Raw genomic sequence first — 18,237 nt, 5'->3', positions numbered from 1 at the left:
CACTCAAAAAAGGTGTAAACTATAATCAGTTAAGGGGAACACCCCAAATCAAAACAAAGGAGAATGGACCATGAGCAAGAATGAACTGGTTGCCAAAATCGAGGCCCTGAACGAGTGGGAAGCCGTTATCGAGGAAGCCAAAGCGGAGGCCGAGGCCATCCGGGATAGTATCAAGGCCGAAATGATGGAGCGCGACACCGAGGAAATGACCGCTGGAAAGTATATCGTCCGCTGGACTTCGGTTCTCTCTAATCGGTTCGATACCACGGCCTTCAAAAAGGCCCACGGCGAGCTGTATAAGGAGTACACCAAGCAGAGCGCCAGCCGCCGCTTTTCCATCAGCGCCTAAAGAAAAGCCCCTTGTCCGACACGCCGACCAAAGCAAGCGGACAAAGAGCTTCCACCCTAACCGAACCGGAGAGGGCAAGACCATTATAGCTTGCCCTCTCCCCAAAATCAAGAACAGGAGAGAAAAAGACATGAAAGAATTGACAAGCTATAACCGGGTAGCCGGGTATCTGAACAAGGTTTTTGATCTGCTGAACGCTGAATTTTTTGAAAATGCACTTTCAAGACCGACCATCACCATACAATCTACGCCCCGCGCCTACGGTCATTTCTCCCTGCGGGAAGATACCTGGGTTTCCAAGCTGGGCGGCACCCACGAAATCAATATAGGAGCTGGGACACTGGCCCGCCCCATCGAGGAAGTGGCCGCGACCCTGCTTCACGAAATGGTGCATTATTACAACTACGAGAACGGCATACAGGATTGCAGCCGGGGCAATACCTACCACAACCGCCGCTTCAAGGCCGCTGCCGAGGCTCACGGCCTGATAGTCACCCATAGCGACAAATACGGATGGAGCCACACAAGCCCCTCTGACGAACTGCTGGACTTCATATTGGAAAACGGCTTGACCGACATTCTGATAAGCCGCAACGAATTCGCCGGGTTCCGTGTCACCGGGACAGGGACGCACAGCGGGACGGAGGGCACCGCCACACCGCCACGGACGAGCAGCACGCGAAAGTATATTTGTCCTTGCTGTGGGAATTCTGTTCGAGCCACCAAAGAAGTACACATAGCATGTTTGGATTGTGCTGTACCGATGGTACTTGCCGGATAATAAGACAGTGGGCGGGGAGAAATCCCCGCCCAGTCCCCAAAGTTCGTATAATCGGGATTATACGAACACCAAAAATAAGAGATTCCGGGGCTTTCCCGTTGCCGCTCGAAATATCCGAACTTTCCCGCCCGAAAAAACGAACTTTTGACGATGGAGGCCACTATGAACAAGAAAACAAAGGCGCTCACCACCGAGCAATATAAAGAGATTATCCAGACCATGAAAGAGGGCTGTTGCTGCTGCCGCCCTAATGAGCGCATAGCCACCGCCCTTGTGCTGGAAGGGAATTTAGGCTTGCGTATCAGCGATATATTGAAGCTGCGGCCCAGCGATATTGTCCGGGACGGGGACAGATACCGCCTTGAAATCACCGAGCAGAAAACAGGCAAGCGCCGCGTGTTCACTGTCCCGCTTGTTATCCAGCAATACATAGAGAATTATTGCTTGCGCCACAATATCCGCCGTGAAGATCTGATTTTTCCCATCACCGAGCGGGCTATACAAAAACAGCTTCATGTCGTGTGCGATTACCTGGGCTTTGAGGGTATCAGTACACACAGCTTCCGCAAGTGGTACGCCACCGAGATATACAAGGTGAACGGCTATGATATTGCCCTGGTGCAGAGGTTACTACAACACAGCTCCGCCGCCGTAACACAGCGCTATATCGGCATTGAGCCACAGCGAATAGAGGCTGCTATTGCAAATCATACTAGATTGCTATAGGCGGATTCCTAAAGAAATATTGTCAGCGTATGCACAATAGGGTATAATACGGAGGAACAACATATGTTTGAAGGAGTAAAAATGTTTTTAGATATTAAACGTACCTTAGGAACGCCATATTACGAGTCTGATAATTGTTTGATTTATAATACAGATTCGCTTACCCTCTTGTCTAAGATTCCCCAAGAATCAATCAATCTCACAATAACTAGTCCTCCATATAACATCGGGAAGTCTTATGAATCTATCCTTCCAGTTGACGAATATATCAACTGGTGTACAAAATGGATGCATAGTCTATACCACGTTACTGCAAAAGATGGCGCATTTCTTTTGAATTTAGGATATCTTGAGGTTCCCCAAAAAGGGAGAGCTGTTCCGATTTCCTATCTTTTGTGGGATAAATCACCTTTTTTTATGCAACAAGAGATTGTGTGGCATTATGAGGCTGGTGTTGCCAGTAAAAAGTATTTATCTCCCCGCAATGAAAAATTTATATGGTATGTTAAAGATAAAAAACATTATACATTTAATCTTGATCCAATACGAGATCCAAATGTAAAATATCCCAATCAGAAAAAGCGCGGAAAATTACGTTGTAATCCCCTAGGGAAAAATCCTGGAGATGTATGGTGTTTTCCTAAAGTTACTTCTGGAGAAAATAGAAGCTCTAAGGAACGAGCAAAGCACCCAGCCCAATTTCCTATTGCAGTAATTGAAAAATTCATTTTAGGGATGAGCAATGAAAATGAAATAGTCCTTGACCCATTTCTAGGCTCTGGTTCAACCTGTATTGCTGCATTAAAACATAACCGAAAAGTAATTGGATTCGAAATTTCAGAGGAATATTGCGAATTGGCCGCTCAGCGAATTGGAGATTATCTTAATGAAGATCAGATGTCTTTTACTAATTGGAATACAATGTTATGAGCTTTTTCTGCAAAACATCTCTGCTTAAATTTGCTTGCTGCCCTGTTGCCGCAGCTTGCCCATGCCAATCAGAAGCATCTAGCCAGCCAAATCGAATGAGGGATATCGGTTGCCATTCTTCAATTTTATGTACGGGGGGAAAATTTACAGCTAAATAATATCCAGATTTACTTTTACTAGAGCGACTGCCTTTTTGTGCATAGCTTCTATTCCCGTAAATTCCCTTTTGTGAAGATGTCTTAATTTCAATAGAAAAGAAGTCATTGCTATCACAGTGAATGTCTTTTTCCGCGGTGCCAATGCCCTTTCTAAAATCAGGATAGTTTTCTCTTAACTCAAATGGCACAAGTTCATGAATAAAATCCCCTAAAATTTGTGGTGTAGGGAAATATGTTTTTCCAATTACTATGTTTTCGCCAATTATAGAGCCATAAATTTTATTCCAAGAGTTAATCACTGCATCTACCAGAGCACTTGTAGTAATGGGATGTAGCCTGATTAACTCTTTGGTTTTTTCTTCCCAAGCGCCGACAGGCAATCCTTCATATGGTGATACTATCATAAAGAGTCTCCTTCCATAATAGCTGAATTACATTTTACCAAAATATGAACTTATATTCAAGAATAACGAACTCTCACATTCTGATTTATCTGTCTTTTCGCGAAATTTCATGAATTGAGCATGGCCAGGAAAGAAGGGAGGTTACATATGAGACAGAAAACGATATAATACTTGTTACGGCCTTTTTCCCGGTTTTATGGTACACTGGATATAAGACTGGGAAAGCGAGGCGGCGCACATGGCAAAGTCGGAAAATCAGAAAGTGAAAACGCTCTTTGTGGCAAAATACTTTTTGGAGAATTCAGACGAGAACCACCCAATCACCGCCGGGGATATTGTGGACTATCTGCGGGAAGAGTGCGGCATTGAGGCCGAGCGCCGCGCCATCTACCGCGACATTGCCGCCCTGCGTGATGTGTACGGTATGGACATAGCCGGGGGACAAGGCGGCAAATATCGGCTGCTGTCCCGTCAGTTTGAATTTGAAGATTTGCGACTGCTGGCCGAGTGCGTCCATGCGGCCAAGTTTATATCCGCATCCAAGGCCAAGGAGCTTGTGCAGACCATCAGCGAGTTTTGCAGTATCTACCAGGCGGAAGAGCTGCAAAGAGAAGTGTTCCTTTGTGACCGCGTGAAAACAACGCGCAACAACATTTTGCTGACTGTTGGCATTATCCATGCGGCTATGGCTACCAAGCAGGACGGAAAGCCACACACACCGCAAAAAATCACCTTCAAATATTTGAAATATACACTTCAAAACAAGAGCGAACAGGTGGAGCGCCGCAAAGGGGCCACCTATAAAGTCAGCCCCTATAAACTGCTGATAAATGAGGGCAATTATTATCTGCTGGCATTTGATGATAAGTCCCAGGCCATGCGGACATACCGTGTTGACCGCATGAAGGAAGTAAAGGCCATTGATGAACCGCGAGAGGGTGCAAGAACGTTTGCCGATTTGGATATGGAAAGTTATACCCGCCGCGTGTTCTCCATGTTCGGCGGAAAGGAAAAGCGCGTCAGTATTCGCTTTATCAATCCGCTGCTTGATACGGCGATTGAACGCTTCGGCACAAGCCCCGATGTATTTTACAGGCAGGATGATGAAAAGCATTATGTAGTAACCGCCGATGTGGAAGTCAGCGACCAATTTTTTGCGTGGGTGTGTGGATTTGGAAATCGAGCTAAAATTATCAATCCATCAGATATAGTAGAGAAGATGCAACACTTTTTGCATGGTATCAGCGACATGTATACAAATTTATAGAGGTGGAGTATGGAAGAAAACGTAAAAAAGGATATTGCCAAAGCTGTTGTTGTAGGAGCTATGTCCGAAATCCCCATTGTAGGAGGCGTCATAGCTGAAGTAATTGGCTGCTTAGATCAACGCTATATTGAAAAAAGACTATCCAAATTAGAGCGAACAGTTCGAAGCTTAGATATCTTAATGAGTGATTTTACAGAACGACTTTATCAACTTGAAAAAGACGAACATAAATACTATGTGGTTAGGAATAATCTAAAATTTCTTTGCCTGTCTGCCCTTCCAGAAACAGTAGATTCTTTCAATCGGGCGTTAATTGAAATTATAATGTCCGATCAGCCAACAATGGCTGAGTATGCTTGTGAGATTATCAAGCAACTAAATGCAGATGATATTTCACTTTTAAAAAATATAAAACGGTTTAAACAGCAGCAAGAGGCAAATAGTTCTCAAAATGAGGGGTGATCGCATGACAGATCGTAATAAACTATACCAAGATGGAAACACAATCCACTGGAGTGATTTTTCTGCTTTTCTCTTTGGAAGCGATATCAAAGATATGGGGCAGTTGCTCAACCGACAATGTATTGCGAAAACGAAAGAAGGCGAAGAAATCTTTACTATTGCACCTTCATTTATTGCACGATCCATTATAAAACTCCAATCCCTTGGTGTTCTTCAATATGATTTCATAACAACATTAGGGAACACCTCATCCAATAATATTGATAGATTCCACATTACATTTTTTGGACAAAAAGTTCTTGAATATATTGATTTAGATGAAGATATTGACCATGAAAATATCAAAGAGTAGTTAAAAGTTGTTGCTTCTGACTGCTCTTTGCTTGAAAGTTCTTAGTTATAAGTGATTTAAGTTATCTTTTAATATATCTACCCCTGTTCTGGAAATGGCAATATAATACCGCTGTGTGACCTGGATATTGCCATGGCCCATTTGGTTACAGAGAAGGTGCGTGGGGGTATTCATTTCCGCCATCATGGTTCCGTAGGTGTGCCGTAAATAGTGATACTTGAACATTATCCCGTATTTGCTTTTAATCTCCCGTGTAGGGTACTTCATAGAATTTACCGTCTGGATTTTTCCGTCTGGCAGGCAGTTCACAAGCTCAGTGGAGGGGATTTTCATTCCATCCAAGTCCTCTATAATCCGTTGGTTCTGTTCCCGCAGATCGGCAAGGTGAAGCTGGTCATGCTCCCGCCGCCGTGCCAGTTCTTGAAAGTACACTTTCAATTTGTCGCACATCTGGATTGTCCGCTTTGCGTTGCGGGTTTTGAGGGACACCAGCTTGATACGGCTTTCTTGGTATTGCATTTGCCGGTCAATCAATATCGTACCGTTTTCCAGATCGACATTCGACCATTTCAGACCATAACACTCATTGATACGCAGACCTCAATACCGTCCCAACAAATACGCCGTTTCCGCATTGGTGTCGTGGAAATAATCATCCAGTACGGCAAGATCTTCCCGGTTGAATGACACAATATCCAAATCATCATCCGTTTTCAGTTTTGGCATGTGGATTTTCGTGTCTTTGTTGACACAGAGCTTATTATAGCTGTCCACAGCAAGGTAATCGCGGGAGTAGGCTTGCCCGAACAGCAGATAGAACATCTTCAAAAAGCCCTCCACATAGCGATAAGAGAGGCCCCGGCTGCAATACAGTTCCGTCAAGTAGTCCACTACTTCCGCCGCGCTGATTTCATCAATGTACCGCGCCCCGAACCGGGCGCAAAGGTGGTTTTTCCAAAGGCTGTCCTGCTTGCGTTTGGTGGTATATGCTCTATCATTCCGCCCATTGATACAGTATTCTTGATAGACCTCTTGAACCGTTTTCCGTACCGTGGGCTTTGGCTTGCGGGAGTTCTGGGCGCTGTCAATGGCTGCTTGCCGCGCCTTGATTGCCTCACGCTTTGTTTTGAAAGACGCTCCGAATTCATCTTTTGCCTTTCGTACTTCTTTGCGGATGCCGTTCACCATGAGAACATAGCGATAAGCCCAATTCCCATTCTTTAATTTGTAAACACCTGCGTCATTCTGCTTTGCCACTTGTAAATCCTCCTTGTGGATTTTTTTGTGGCAAAAATCTGAATTCCAGAGTGTGAAAATGTCCACTTGTGGATAAAGGAAGAGATTTACAAAAGGCTATATTTTCGTCGTTTGTATTGCCCCGGCGCCGAACGGCACAGCCGTTTGGCTACCTGCGCATGCGCGTGGACGCCGAGAACGGCGCGACCGCCGGCAAGACCGAGCTGGCCAAGAAGGCCAAGGAGCTGGGCCTGGATGCCATCCGCGACACCGTGCATGAGATGGCCCGCGACGAGGCCCGTCACGGCAAGGCTTTTGAGGGCCTGCTGAAGCGCTACTTCGGCTAATTAAGACAAAGAGTGACAGAGGGTGGAGTGTTGTGCTCCACTCTCTGTTTTATTTCGTACCGGTAAAGTGAGCTAATAACCCCTTACAGCCGGCTAAAACGTCCCGGAAGGTGCTCTCAAAGTCGCCTGTATACCAGGGGTCCGCGATGCCCTCTCCAGAACGACCCGCAAACTCCAGCAGCAGGTGGAGTTTTTCCTCTGGGTCGCCGCCTAAGATATAGGACATATTGCGGAGATTGGTGCGGTCCATGCCAATGAGAAGATTATATTGGCTATAATCTTCCTGTGTCAGCTGCCGGGCTGTCTTGCCGGCACAGCTGATGCCATGTTCCGCCAGCTTGCGCCGGGCAGGAGGATAGACTGGATTTCCCAGCTCTTCCCTGCTGGTGGCGGCAGAGGCAATATGAAACTTCCCACCAAGACCAGCATGTGTGACCAGATCCCTCATAATAAATTCCGCCATGGGGCTGCGGCAGATGTTGCCGTGGCATACGAACAGGATACGATACATGGTTTGTCCTTTCCTGGAGAGAGAACAAGAAAGTGCTTGATTTCTCCCCAATAGTTTGATATCCTATCACATAGACTTAAATGTGAATCCAAATGGAGACGTATCGAAGTGGTCATAACGGGGCTGACTCGAAATCAGTTTGCGGGCAACCGCACGTGGGTTCGAATCCCACCGTCTCCGCCACGTCGGAGCAAACGTTATATCGTTTGCTCCGACGTCTTTTTATGCCTGTGGCAAAAGAGACGTCATTTGTCCGCTCTCCTATGCCAACGGTTTCAAAAGTCAGGGGGGCTCATAGTTCACCTTACCACCCAGCTATTATTCTGGCGGGAAATACCGTTTGACACTGGTATGAGCAGTTCCTATTTTACCAGGAAGGACTATGGTGTCAATAGGAACAGAAGATAGGGGCAGCGACGACAACAAGAGAGGGCCGTCCACATGAGTACGTGGACGGCCTTCGCATACCTCTTTCCAATGAGGAAAAAAGGAGGTATAATAGGCTCTGGAAGACAACAAAACCAGGAGGGAAATGACCATGATCACATTGGCACAGCGAATCGAGGAGTTGAGGACCCAGCGGGGAATGAGCCGGCCTGGCCTTTCCGCAGCTCTGGGCCTTCCTAAGAACGCCATTGAGAAGTTTGAAACGGGCCGCCAAACACCCAACCAGGAGCAGCAGGAGAAGCTGGCCGCCTACTTTGGCGTGTCCATATTTTACCTCCGGGGAGAGAGCGACGACTGTACCCGTCAAGAAAGCTGGCTAGAAGGCGCGTACCAGGAGGACCCGGTCCAATCTCCCCCTCCCAGGCGGGAGCCTCGGAGTTCCGCCCAGTCTGTGGGAGGAGAGGGAACTGTGTTCGATTCCTTCCTGCGAAGTGCTCCCTTTCAGGAGCTGGTGCGGACGATGGTACTAGAAGTGCTCCGCTCTCCCGAAGGGCAGGAGCTCTTGTCTCGGACTGTCCGTCGGGAGCTGGACAGACAGAACTGAAGGCGCTCTGATTTCGGCGGAGCAAGGGCGTTTCCTCCTGATACTGGAGGAAACGCCCTTTTCTCTTCCGTTGGCGAAGCTCACGCTGCCCCTCCCTTCTGCGCCCGCTGGAGGGACTGGAGCAGTTGGCTATCGTCTGGGGCAGACAGAAGCTCCACTGCCAGGGCTAGGTCCTGCTCCGCTTGAGCGGACTCCAGCAGGGTGTTTTGGAGCTGCTGGTAGAACTGGGTAAGCGCCTGCCCCGTCAGCTGGTTCGCTGCTGCCTGTTGGAGCAGAGAATCCTTACGACCACGGAGCTGGTCCCGGCGTGCCTCCAGCTGCCCCTTTTGCTGGGTCAAAAAGGCGCGTAGGGAGGAGGCCAGCCGCCCCAGTGCGGGGGAAAGGGGGGCGGCGGAACGGGACGGAAGTTCAGAGGGAGAGGGGGCTCCATCTGAGGGCGGAGCAGGAACAGGAGCTGGGGCGGAGCCCGCCTGTACCTCTGGCCTGGGTGTGGGGAAACAGTCAAAGGGCCGCAGAGGGGCGGGGGTGGACTTGGTCCTGGCGGCGGGTTCCATCTGCCAGCAGCTGCCGGCCATGGCAGGGCGCTTCATTACTTCCCTGACTTTATCCAGAGTGAGCGTGTCGGCCCGGTCTGGGCAGTCGGTCCGGCCGCCAGGGACCTGGGCCGCATAGTAGCGCTGATTCCGGTCCTTCAGCGTGTAAAGTGTATCCATCTAAAAAACCTCCATTCAAATCAAATCATCACCGGGTGTGAGATTCAGGCTACGGGGCACAGGGGTCTGCCCCAGGCCTTAAGATTGGCCTGATCCCGGGATACGCCGCTGATCTGGAATAGGATCTGGTCACCCGCTGCCGCCTGCCAGCCATCCGGGCGGGGGGAGATGGCATTGAAGCCGGGAAAGATCTGGAAGAAAATAGAGGCGTTCCGAGTGCCCACGACACGTGCCGGGAAGATCAGGCCGGGCTCCAGCTCCTCCAGGAAGGGATAGTTGAGGTAGTTCTCATCCTGAGGGGAGCGGAACCAGAGCCGCTGATGGGGAGAGGAGTTGGCGAAACAGACAGGGAGCAGGTCGCCCACGGAGACCTCCTGCCCCTCTGTGGGGCGGTAAAACTCCCGGAGGAGGATGGCGGGCTGATCCTCCACCATCAGAAAGAAGCCCTGCGGGGAGATGCCCATTACCCGGCCCTGGTAGACTTGGCGGCGGTCGGGATGAAGGAAGAGGCGGTCATAGATCAGCTCCTGGGCCCGCCGGCGGGAGGCCGTCAGGCTGCCGTCTTCCTCAAGCCCGCCGAGGACCACCCGGAAGCCCGGCTGCAGGTCCCGGATGGACACGGGCTTATTCAACCGGTCCACCTGATTGGCGGGGACGGAGCACATCAGGGGCTCCGAAAAGCCGGGCACATCCACCAGGGCCAACAGAGAAGGGAGATGCTCCTCGGAGCGTAGGTACTTGAACAGCTTGGCGGGCAGCATTGCCTCCTGACTGATCAGAGTTTGGAGCTGGAGCTTCTGCTCCTGGGTGTAGTTTCTCATCATAAAACTCCTTTCTGTATACAAAAAATGAGGATAGAGGGATAGAATCAAGCGGTGTGGAGCTGTTCAGGGACCAACTGAGGTAAAAGCTCATACTCCACAGAGCAGGAGAGGAGTGTCTGCCAGCGATGGAAGCCGTCCTGGGGGGAGAAATCGGAGCGGAGGAGGGGGGTGTCCCCAAGCAGCAGCTTCAGCTGGGACAGCATCTGAGGGGGCAGCACAGCCCCTACAAGGTCGGCCATAGGCAGCAGAGGGAGCAGGTCAGCTACATCCCGGATGGGGAGGGGGTACTGGAGGACCGTCACTGGCCCGCAGTCGGCCTGGAGAGCGTCCAGGGCCGGCTGAGAGAGCTGGTGGCGGGACAGCCAGAGAAAGACACGGCCAGACGCGGGGGGAAGGGAGAGCTGGGCGGCGGGAAGCTCCTCCACGTCGCAGCGGAGCAACCTGCGCCAGCCCACAAACCGCTTTTCGTACTCGTCTTCCGGCAGCCCGCTGCAGTAGCCGGGGACCTTGCGCCCGGTGGCGATTCTCTGGGAGGCCCGGAACAGGACCGGAAAGCGGCCGGCGGCGGTGCGGAAAACCTGGGCGGCCTTGGGCAGAGGAAGATTGACTACCAGAGATTCCACCCGGCTACCCCGCAGCTGGAGCTGCTCCTCCAGCGATTCCGGCTCCATAGGCCGGATGAGAAGGGGCGCTCCGGACCGCTGGCAGAGGTCCTGGTACTCCTCCTGGTGGATGGGAGAATGAGAGATCCAAAAAATTTCTTTCATATCTATAACCTCCTTAAATGTATCATATTGGGACGGAATGGGAGAAGTCAGGCGGCGGCTCCTCCAGGGGCCGGCATTGACTAGGGGAGGGGGTCCAGAAAGGAGAGGGAAAGAACGTCCCGCTGGGCCAGGTCCATAGCCTGGAGGGCGGTCCGCAGGCAGCGGTAAAAGCCCTCCGTCAGCCTGGGGTCCAGGTCGTGGGTCTGGTTATAGTCCAGTAGCTGCTGGAGCTGCTCCTGCCGGCGGTCCAGCTCCCGATGGGCCTGAACACTCTCGCGCCGAACCATGGCGGCGATGGAATGGGACAGAGGAGAATGGTCCATAGCGACCTCCTTTCTTTCGACGGATGCCGGGCCGCTGTGACTTACAAGGTACTGTCCGGCTCCGGGAGCGGGAGAGAAGGGAAACAGAAAAATTATTTTTCCCACCGCTTCCGGTGCCCAGGGTACTGTCCGGACGGAAATGAGGGAGAGAAGCGAGCTGGGAAAAAAGTTACCGCACTACCACGGCGTGCTGCCGGACCAGGTACAGAGGCTCCAGCACAGAGGCGTCCTGCCAGTAAAAGTAGTCCTGCCCCTGACACTTCACGTTATAGGGGTCGGCTACATTGTACTGGTCGGTCTGGCTGTCATAGCCGCACAGAAGGACTGCGTGGTTGTTTCGCAGCAAGGTCTCCTCATGGTCCCCCATGCGGTAAGTGCGGTAGTATGGCTCCGCCCACCAGAGAGTGACATAAACCACGACAGGGTTGCCTGACAGCAGCTCTCTCTGGAGCTCCTCCACAGACCGTCCAGAGAAATCCGCCACGTCTCCGTACTTGCGCCCGTACTCCGCCAGCTTGGCGGGGTAGATGGTGGTGCGTTTGCTCTGGTCGGGCTGATAAGGGGAGCCGGCAAAGCCCTGGGCGGGGTCGTACTCATGCTTGGGCATGGCGTCCAGGAAGGAGCGCAGGTCTACCTCCTGGGCATAGCCCTTGGCCTTTAGCCCCATGAGCAGGGAGGTGGGCTCGCAGCCTACCGGGGCGTACACCGGGGTCACCTGGCTGATGTAAGGGGTGTCGATCACCCAACGGTCGGGCAGGGCGGGGGCCGCGGGTTCCACCGGCTGGGCTTCCTCCGACTCGGAGGGCTGCTGCATCAGGGCCAGCAGAGGGTTGGGCCCCAAAAGGGTGCCCAGCAGGTAGAGGAAGGAGGACGCGCCGTCCACCCCCGCATGGGAGAGGAGTGGGACGACCGAAGAAGCGGTACTCTGGCCCGCCGACTCACCCGCGGCGAAGGCGGCGGGGAGTGAGGTCGTGATCAGACTGATGGCCAGGAGGAGGGCCGGGAAACGGGAGTTTTTCATCGTGGATCCTTCCTTTCTAACAGCGGCCTGGGGCCGCTGGGGATATCCGGCAGGCGCTGGACCGTACAGTTACCCTATCCGGAGAAGGATCAGGCAGAGAAGTGAAGATAGAGAAATGCCCCGGCTGTTCTTTTTGAACAGCCGGGGCATTTTCCTTTGAAATAAGTTCAGAGCATCCTAGCATTGGTCTTTTTCTGGAGCTGGCGCAGGAGGTCCTCTGTGACCTGAGGGGATGGGGACTCCGGCGGCTGGGGGAGTGGAGCGCCGCTGGCGGCCTTGACCTCGCGGCCCAAGTGCTCCAGCCGGCCCACAGACTCCAGGAAGAAGGAGGACAGCTCCTGGGTGGTGAGACGGCCCAGGTTGGCATGGTAGCCCAGCCGGTTTAGGGCGTGCATTTTGCCCCGGTTGCTGGAGTCGCCCAAGGCGTGGTTGATCTGGTTGCGCATCAGGTTGACATACTGGTTGTCCAGGGCCAGGCGGACAAAGACCGCCACCGACGCACCGGGACGAAGCCGGAGCTTCCGGCGGTCCAGCAGGTCCAACACCACCTGGCGGTAAGGGGCGGCGGACAGCGGGGTGAGGAGAATCCGGCGCAGACGGTCGCCATTGTGTCCGGGATCGGCCAGCCGCTCCAGTACATCGGCCATCTGGCTCTGCCAGTCCTTTTGAAGCACTGGCAGAGCCAGATCCAACTGGTCCTGCTGGGCCAGATAAGACAAGCTGCCCTCTCGGGTCCGCCGCTGTCCAGGGGACTGGAACAGGGCCCGGAGAAGGTGGACCAGAGCCTGACTCTCCACGGGTAGGCTGGGCAGGGCAGGGGGAATGGCCGTCCCCTCTAACGGGTCGGCAGCGGCCTCTACCATCAGAGCTGCTCGGACCCCCGGTTGGGACAGGGCCTGCTGGAGGATCTGCCGCCGCTCTGCTCCGGCGAGCTTGGGGAAGGGAACGTTTCCAGTGGAAGCGGCCCAACGCTCCAGCTCGGCCACCAGATGGTAGGAGAAGCTCTGGAAGCAGTCGGAGTCGGTGACCTCTCTCTGGGATTTGGCGTAGAAGGGTTCACGGGACAGCAGCTCCCTGGCATCAGGGGATACCAGAAGATAGGGGGTCTCCCCCTGGATCATGGCGTGGGCCAGATGCTCATTATAGATGGTCATAGCCTGCTGAATCATCCGGTTTTGGGCGCACCAGCGGACCAGGCCGGTGATGGTAAGCTTCCGGTCGCCAAAGCCCAGCTCCTGCCGAAAGACAGGGAGGAGAGCGGATAACAGGGGGTGGCTGTCCTGGAGTGCTCCACACCGGTCCAGGTCGCGGTTCAGGTCGGCAAGCATCTGCTCCAGAAGGTCCAGGTCCGCCCGACACAGGCGGATGGCCTCGGTAAAGGCCTGGAGGTCACGGATCAGGTCCTGTACCTGAGGTGCGGGGTCCTGGGCCAGCACCCGTACCAGAGTGTCGGCGCTGCCAAAGGAGGTGAACTCATGGAGGCCGTTGATGATGTCAAAGAGCTGGGGCACATTGGCCAGCTCCACCACCGCGTTCTGGCCGTTGACGATGCTGCTGTATACCACCTGCTCCACCGAGCAGTTTTTATAGGATAGAGCACGGGTGAGGAGCAGCATAAGAAAGCTGACGTTCCGGGGGCCGCCTGTCACATCCAGATAGATTCGGTCCCTGGGCTGGATGCCGGTCAGCAGGGCCCGGAGGGCCTGCTCCATGTCCGGATTGGCCGGATCGTAGTCCAGAGGGGTCATTTGGGGCTGGGGCAGCCCCCGGTCTTGGCAGAAGCGGGCCACCCGCTTCTGGAGGTACTCCTCAGCGGTGAGGGATCCCTCGCGGCCGCAGTCCACTTTGTCCTCCCTTACCTGGCGGGTGCGCAGGTACAGGATCTCATCCACCGGGGCAAAGGTGGTCAGCAAATAGTAGAGCGGAGCCTCGTTCGTGTGAGCTCCAGACAGGGGCGGCCGGCCCTGCTGGCCGGGATAGCGGTATAAACGTTCGGTCAGGCCAGGACGCAGATCGCTGAAAAAGCTGATGATCCGTGTGGACATGGGGACACTCCCTTTTAGCTTCCGCCGGAAAATAATCATAATTATTATAGCATCCCAACATCTTTGGAACAAGGGAATCCCGCTTCTCTGGTAAAAAAATGTCCGGATAGGGGAGAAGAAGGGCCGGATAGGTCTGTCAAACGGAGAGGATGTGTGCTACAATATGTAAAAATGGCCCGTTATGGCTCCGTAATTGGAGCCAGGAGGAAAGATCAAACAGAAAGGACCGCGTTCCCATGAAGAAGTTTATTTGTGTCATCCCCAGGCAGAAGGCCGGGGACCTGAGCAACGTACGCTACCAGGCCCAGGGGAACCGGGCGCTGGACTATCCTGGGGCCACCCGGTTCCCGGTGATCCCGCTGATCTGGGGCTATGGCCAGGAGGGAGAGGAGATCCGTGTTATTGCCCTGTCGGCCGACTATGACAACTGCCGCTGCAATCTGGAGCTGCTCAAAGAGGAATTGGAGGCCCTCTGCAAAGACAGGGGACTCTCCTGTCCCAAGGGGGTGGAGGCAGTGGAGGTCCCCTTTGACGAGAGCCTGGACAGCCATATCGCCACCTTTCAAAAGCTGATCGACCGGACGGAGGACGGGGACGATCTATATGCCTGTCTTACCTTCGGAAGCAAGCCCACCCCGCTGGTGGAGGTGATGGCCATGCAGTATGCCTACCGGGTCCACAGGGATGTGACCATCACCTGTGCGGTATACGGCCAGATGGACCACAGCGTCCAGCCCCCGGCGGCAAAGCTCTATGACATCACCGCCCTTATCACGCTGGACGACATCGTGCGCCGCCTGGCGGAGCAGCGGGTATCCGACCCCAAGGCGGTACTGGACCGCATCCTGAACCTGTGAGGGGAGGGAAGCGGGATGGAAGAGAGGACAACAGGACCGGCGTTCACCCGACAGGAGCAGCGGGTCAACCAGCTGGCCGCCCAGTATGTAGAGCTGGTGAACAGAGGCCAGGACCGGAACAGCGAGCGGCTGACCGCTCTGTCCACCCAGATCTGGCTGGGCACGGTGGAGGCTATGGAACGGACCTTGGGGGGCCGAGCTCTGGACCAGGAGCGCCGAATCGCCAACAGCGGGCGGGATTATGAGGAACAGGACCTAAAGATGGAGCTGCTCACCGAGCTGATCATGAACGGCCTGACTGGTCGGCCAGGACAGGAGGGGGAGGGTGTTCCTCGCTTTGACCCGGAGCGGGCCCCCTGGCTGGTATATATCGCCAAGGGGATGAAATGGAAGCAGTCTGACTTCATCCGCAGGGAGCGGGACGGTGTGCCTGAATTGACCCATGGGGAGCGCCAACGCATCCGGGAGGCGGACCCGGACCGCAGGGACGAGGTGCGCCGGGCGGTCTACCGCGGCATCAGCGCCCTCTCGCTGGATGTACCGATGGGGGAGGAGGAGGCCACGCTGGGCGACATGGTCCAGGACCCGGAAGGGCTGAAGACCCTGGAGCGGGTGGAGGAGGACAGTGTGTTCGCCTCCATGGCCTGTGAGCTGGCGGCCAAGGTGTTCCTGCTCCAGCAGGAGCGGGGCCGGTCGGTCAGGAAAGACGTGGTCATTGCCTATTACCAGCTGTTTTTTACTGATAATGTGACCCAGATGGCCAGAGAGGGCTGGCTCCGCCAGGTGCGCCACCCCAGGGAGCTGTTTCGCAGTATGGACTTGGATTTTCTGGACCACTGCATGACTTGTGTGTGCCGCACACTGACGGAGCTGGGCCGGACGGCCCTGAAGGCATACCGGCTTCTGGTCCCAAAGCGGGACAGCGGAGCGGAGCCCCCTCTGCCCCTGCCCACAGACGTATATCAGGCATATGTGGCTCTGGCCTGGGGGAAGGAGGTCACCACCCGCAGCATCGACCTCCACCGGCAGAATTACAGGAAAACAATGGCTATGGCCATCCGATAAAAGGCTTCTAGCGGAGAGGAGGTCACCCATGGGGGAGCGGTACGGCTTATTTTTTGAGGAATTTCCGGCAGATTACCCGGAAAAAAGCCGGGCGCTGCTTACCGGGTTTGCCCTGTCCGGCATCCAGGGCTATCTTTTTGGCAGGATAAACGGGGAGTGGACCCCGGCCAGGGTGCGGCGGGCCTCCCGCTATGTGTCCCTGGCGACGGAGGCGGTGGGGGCCTACCTGGTCCGGGCCATGGGGGGATACCGTCCCCACCCGCTGATGATGAGCAGCGGCAAGGGCTGGCTCCTCACGGCCCCCGGAACACCCCTGGAAAAGCTGGAGAGGGAGCTGGTCCGGCTGAAGCGGGGGCTGTTTCTGGCCTCCGGCGGCCGGCTGGAGCTGGAGGCGGGCACGGTCCCTGTTGTACTGGTCCGGCCTGGGGGCAGACGCCTGATGGGCGGGCCCTGGCCGGACGGGATGGCCCAGGTCCACCGGGCCATGGAGCGGGATAAGTTCCAGAGCCGGGCCCTGTTCGGGCTGGATCGGGCGAGGGACCGGATGCCCTGGCTGGAGCCTGCCGCCCTGCTAAAAGGGGAAGGAGAGCTCCTACCGCCTCCCTGGGCACGGCCTGGCCTGCTGAAGCTGGACTTGGACAACCTGGGCCTGTTCTTCTCCGCCTTCGGCACCGTGGACCAGAGGGAGGCGGCGGGACAGGCTCTGGACCGGGCCATCCTGGGGGCTGTCACCCACCTGGAGGAGCTATATCCCCTCTTTGCCGGAGGGGATGACCTGCTGCTCCTGTGCCCACCGGAGCGGGCGCTGTCCGTGGCCGCCGCCCTGCGGCGGGAGCTGGAGCGGCAGATCGAGGGAGAGGCGGCGCTGGAGGCCTACCGCCCTCGCTTCGGCCTGTCCTGCGGCTGTCTGCCCTCCTTCGACCCCAGGCTGCCCGCCCTGTACTATTTGGATCGGGCGGAGGGACAACTGGAGCTGTCCAAGGCCCAGGGAAAAGACCGGCTGGCGATGGGGGGCAGGACCTTGAGCTGGGTACAGGCGGAGGAGCTGGGCCGGCTGCTGGAGGAGAATGAATACCTGTTCCGGCAGCTTGGCCGGAGCGCCCATCACTATGGAGTTCCCCAACTGCTCCTCCAGGATATTTTGGACCACAGCGGCCGGGACAGCGACCGGGCACAGGCCCGTGAGCTGTTGGCTCTGTTTGGCAGAGAGGAGGTCCCATATGGCTGACAAGGCGCTCCGCCTGAAGATGGAGCGGGGTCAGTGCATGGATCTGTTTCCGGTACCGGCCTCCGCCGTGGCCCAAGCTCTGGCCCCCTTTGGGCTGGAGGAGAGAGACGCCCTCAGCGATCTGCTGCCTGGAGGGACATTTTATAGTCCTCTGGGGCCATCCGGTGTCCAGAGCGGGGATCAGGGGGATGCTGCTAGCTATACGCTGGGTAAGAAGCTGAAGAAAAGCCAGTATGTAGCCCGGGCTCCGGGCCTGCTTCGGATGCTGTTTCAACCCTGGTTCTCTCAGGAGGCATTGGACCGGCTGGCCGCTGGCCGCTGGCGCTGTGAGAACGGGATATTGGCTCCGGCGGAGCTGGGGGAGGTGCGTCTTCCCATCCCACGGCCCCAGGCCCGACTGGACCGGGGCGGGCTGGTCCACCGGATGGTGTGGGAGGCGGACCAGGATCTGACGCTGGAGGTGTTCCTGCCCCGGGAGCTGGCGTTGGCGCCGGGGCGTGAGCTGGAGATGGCCGGCGCTGTGCTGACTGTGGAGGGGCAGATGGATGTCCCCCCGGCGGCCGGGGAACGCTGGCTGTTGCTGTCCGCTGGTATACCCGCCAGACCGGAGGAACTGCCCTCAGAGGATGGGGCTGGCAGCTGGCGGCTCTGTCTGGCGGAGGGGGGCCCCGCCTTAAAGCCAGGGAGCTGGCTGCGGTGGCCGGGCGTGCTGCCCACAGACTTTTGGGTGGGGCGGCCGCCCTACCTGTTCCGACTTTAGCCAGAGGAGAGGTGAACGGGGTTGATCCATAAAAAGAAAAACGGACAATACAGATACCGGGATGGAAGCCGATACGGAGATTGGATCTCGGCAGGCGGCGGTATGGTTTCTTTGATATGG

At 55.3% G+C, this 18,237-nt stretch carries 22 protein-coding genes, 1 tRNA gene and 1 pseudogene; 14 read left to right on the top strand and 10 right to left on the bottom strand.

The features are described from left to right. Window positions 1-70: 70 nt before the first annotated feature. The 4 genes from ACEVJK_RS03540 to ACEVJK_RS03525 all read left to right on the top strand — a co-directional run bounded on the left by ACEVJK_RS03540 (window position 71) and on the right by ACEVJK_RS03525 (window position 2,786). The gene (locus ACEVJK_RS03540) at window positions 71-349 is read left to right on the top strand and encodes a hypothetical protein (RefSeq protein WP_007493636.1); all 279 of its coding nucleotides are present in this window, start codon (window positions 71-73) and stop codon (window positions 347-349) included. 130 nt (window positions 350-479) lie between these two features. Further along, complete coding sequence (locus tag ACEVJK_RS03535) at window positions 480-1,130, top strand: SprT-like domain-containing protein (protein WP_374739971.1); 651 nt, start codon at window positions 480-482, stop codon at window positions 1,128-1,130. A gap of 162 nt (window positions 1,131-1,292) precedes the next feature. Next, the gene (locus ACEVJK_RS03530; protein WP_374739970.1) at window positions 1,293-1,856 is read left to right on the top strand and encodes a tyrosine-type recombinase/integrase; all 564 of its coding nucleotides are present in this window, start codon (window positions 1,293-1,295) and stop codon (window positions 1,854-1,856) included. 63 nt (window positions 1,857-1,919) lie between these two features. Further along, a complete protein-coding gene (locus tag ACEVJK_RS03525; RefSeq protein WP_374739969.1) occupies window positions 1,920-2,786 on the top strand; it encodes a site-specific DNA-methyltransferase in 867 nt (288 codons plus the stop codon). Here the strand turns inward: ACEVJK_RS03525 and ACEVJK_RS03520 are convergent. Further along, a complete protein-coding gene (locus ACEVJK_RS03520; RefSeq protein WP_374739968.1) occupies window positions 2,764-3,348 on the bottom strand; it encodes a ScaI family restriction endonuclease in 585 nt (194 codons plus the stop codon). The genes ACEVJK_RS03525 and ACEVJK_RS03520 overlap by 23 nt on opposite strands. Window positions 3,349-3,586: 238 nt before the next feature. On the opposite strand from ACEVJK_RS03520, the gene ACEVJK_RS03515 reads away from it, so the two are divergent. From ACEVJK_RS03515 to ACEVJK_RS03505, 3 genes are read left to right on the top strand one after another with little or no spacing between them, the layout of a single operon-like run. Beyond that, the gene (locus ACEVJK_RS03515) at window positions 3,587-4,615 is read left to right on the top strand and encodes a helix-turn-helix transcriptional regulator (RefSeq protein ID WP_374739967.1); all 1,029 of its coding nucleotides are present in this window, start codon (window positions 3,587-3,589) and stop codon (window positions 4,613-4,615) included. A gap of 9 nt (window positions 4,616-4,624) precedes the next feature. Beyond that, a complete protein-coding gene (locus ACEVJK_RS03510; RefSeq protein ID WP_374739966.1) occupies window positions 4,625-5,077 on the top strand; it encodes a hypothetical protein in 453 nt (150 codons plus the stop codon). Between the two features lie 4 nt (window positions 5,078-5,081). Beyond that, a complete protein-coding gene (locus ACEVJK_RS03505) occupies window positions 5,082-5,429 on the top strand; it encodes a hypothetical protein (RefSeq protein WP_374739965.1) in 348 nt (115 codons plus the stop codon). A gap of 45 nt (window positions 5,430-5,474) precedes the next feature. Here ACEVJK_RS03505 and ACEVJK_RS03500 read toward each other — a convergent pair whose 3' ends face one another. Together ACEVJK_RS03500 and ACEVJK_RS03495 are read right to left on the bottom strand one after the other, a co-directional pair. Further along, window positions 5,475-6,020 carry a tyrosine-type recombinase/integrase gene (locus ACEVJK_RS03500; protein WP_374740042.1) on the bottom strand — a complete coding sequence of 182 codons (546 nt, stop codon included), beginning with the start codon at window positions 6,018-6,020 and terminating at the stop codon, window positions 5,475-5,477. Between the two features lie 9 nt (window positions 6,021-6,029). Then, window positions 6,030-6,686: a hypothetical protein gene (locus tag ACEVJK_RS03495; RefSeq protein WP_374739964.1), complete on the bottom strand. Its 657-nt coding sequence runs from the start codon at window positions 6,684-6,686 to the stop codon at window positions 6,030-6,032. 152 nt (window positions 6,687-6,838) lie between these two features. Here ACEVJK_RS03495 and ACEVJK_RS03490 point away from each other — a divergent pair. Continuing rightward, window positions 6,839-7,012, top strand: a pseudogene (locus ACEVJK_RS03490) (ferritin family protein); the annotation flags it as partial. Window positions 7,013-7,061: 49 nt separating this feature from the next. Here ACEVJK_RS03490 and ACEVJK_RS03485 read toward each other — a convergent pair. Continuing rightward, window positions 7,062-7,523, bottom strand: coding sequence for a low molecular weight protein-tyrosine-phosphatase (locus tag ACEVJK_RS03485; protein WP_374739963.1), 462 nt, complete (start codon window positions 7,521-7,523; stop codon window positions 7,062-7,064). Between the two features lie 94 nt (window positions 7,524-7,617). On the opposite strand from ACEVJK_RS03485, the gene ACEVJK_RS03480 reads away from it, so the two are divergent. Further along, window positions 7,618-7,706: transfer RNA gene (locus tag ACEVJK_RS03480), tRNA-Ser, on the top strand. Window positions 7,707-8,061: 355 nt separating this feature from the next. Continuing rightward, window positions 8,062-8,514 (top strand): helix-turn-helix domain-containing protein, encoded by a 453-nt coding sequence (locus ACEVJK_RS03475; protein WP_374739962.1) that lies wholly within the window; start codon window positions 8,062-8,064, stop codon window positions 8,512-8,514. A gap of 80 nt (window positions 8,515-8,594) precedes the next feature. Here ACEVJK_RS03475 and ACEVJK_RS03470 read toward each other — a convergent pair whose 3' ends face one another. From ACEVJK_RS03470 to ACEVJK_RS03445, 6 genes are all read right to left on the bottom strand, one after another. Then, complete coding sequence (locus ACEVJK_RS03470) at window positions 8,595-9,227, bottom strand: hypothetical protein (protein ID WP_374739961.1); 633 nt, start codon at window positions 9,225-9,227, stop codon at window positions 8,595-8,597. A 44-nt stretch (window positions 9,228-9,271) separates the two neighbouring features. Beyond that, the gene (locus tag ACEVJK_RS03465) at window positions 9,272-10,048 is read right to left on the bottom strand and encodes a hypothetical protein (protein ID WP_374739960.1); all 777 of its coding nucleotides are present in this window, start codon (window positions 10,046-10,048) and stop codon (window positions 9,272-9,274) included. 47 nt (window positions 10,049-10,095) lie between these two features. Beyond that, on the bottom strand, window positions 10,096-10,818 hold the full coding sequence (locus tag ACEVJK_RS03460; protein WP_262669460.1) for a hypothetical protein: 723 nt from the start codon (window positions 10,816-10,818) through the stop codon (window positions 10,096-10,098). Window positions 10,819-10,898: 80 nt separating this feature from the next. After that, complete coding sequence (locus ACEVJK_RS03455; RefSeq protein WP_374739959.1) at window positions 10,899-11,141, bottom strand: hypothetical protein; 243 nt, start codon at window positions 11,139-11,141, stop codon at window positions 10,899-10,901. Between the two features lie 169 nt (window positions 11,142-11,310). Further along, window positions 11,311-12,162: a C39 family peptidase gene (locus tag ACEVJK_RS03450; protein ID WP_374739958.1), complete on the bottom strand. Its 852-nt coding sequence runs from the start codon at window positions 12,160-12,162 to the stop codon at window positions 11,311-11,313. 167 nt (window positions 12,163-12,329) lie between these two features. Then, window positions 12,330-14,207, bottom strand: coding sequence for a TM1812 family CRISPR-associated protein (locus tag ACEVJK_RS03445; RefSeq protein WP_374739957.1), 1,878 nt, complete (start codon window positions 14,205-14,207; stop codon window positions 12,330-12,332). A gap of 236 nt (window positions 14,208-14,443) precedes the next feature. Between ACEVJK_RS03445 and ACEVJK_RS03440 the strand changes: the two genes are divergently transcribed. Genes ACEVJK_RS03440 through ACEVJK_RS03425 form a run of 4 tightly spaced genes read left to right on the top strand, consistent with a single transcriptional unit; the run spans window position 14,444 to window position 18,117 of the window. Continuing rightward, window positions 14,444-15,064 (top strand): hypothetical protein, encoded by a 621-nt coding sequence (locus tag ACEVJK_RS03440; RefSeq protein WP_374739956.1) that lies wholly within the window; start codon window positions 14,444-14,446, stop codon window positions 15,062-15,064. 15 nt (window positions 15,065-15,079) lie between these two features. Further along, on the top strand, window positions 15,080-16,129 hold the full coding sequence (locus tag ACEVJK_RS03435; RefSeq protein ID WP_186852212.1) for a hypothetical protein: 1,050 nt from the start codon (window positions 15,080-15,082) through the stop codon (window positions 16,127-16,129). 28 nt (window positions 16,130-16,157) lie between these two features. Further along, complete coding sequence (locus ACEVJK_RS03430) at window positions 16,158-17,357, top strand: hypothetical protein (RefSeq protein ID WP_374739955.1); 1,200 nt, start codon at window positions 16,158-16,160, stop codon at window positions 17,355-17,357. Further along, a complete protein-coding gene (locus ACEVJK_RS03425; RefSeq protein WP_374739954.1) occupies window positions 17,350-18,117 on the top strand; it encodes a hypothetical protein in 768 nt (255 codons plus the stop codon). Before ACEVJK_RS03430 ends, ACEVJK_RS03425 begins: the two co-directional genes overlap by 8 nt. Window positions 18,118-18,237 lie beyond the last annotated feature (120 nt).

Origin of the sequence: Flintibacter sp. P01028 (genome assembly GCF_041925235.1) — a bacterium.
GTDB lineage: Bacteria > Bacillota > Clostridia > Oscillospirales > Oscillospiraceae > Lawsonibacter > Lawsonibacter aceti.
Note: the sequence above shows the minus strand (reverse complement) of the source record. Positions and strands in the feature narration are given on the sequence as shown.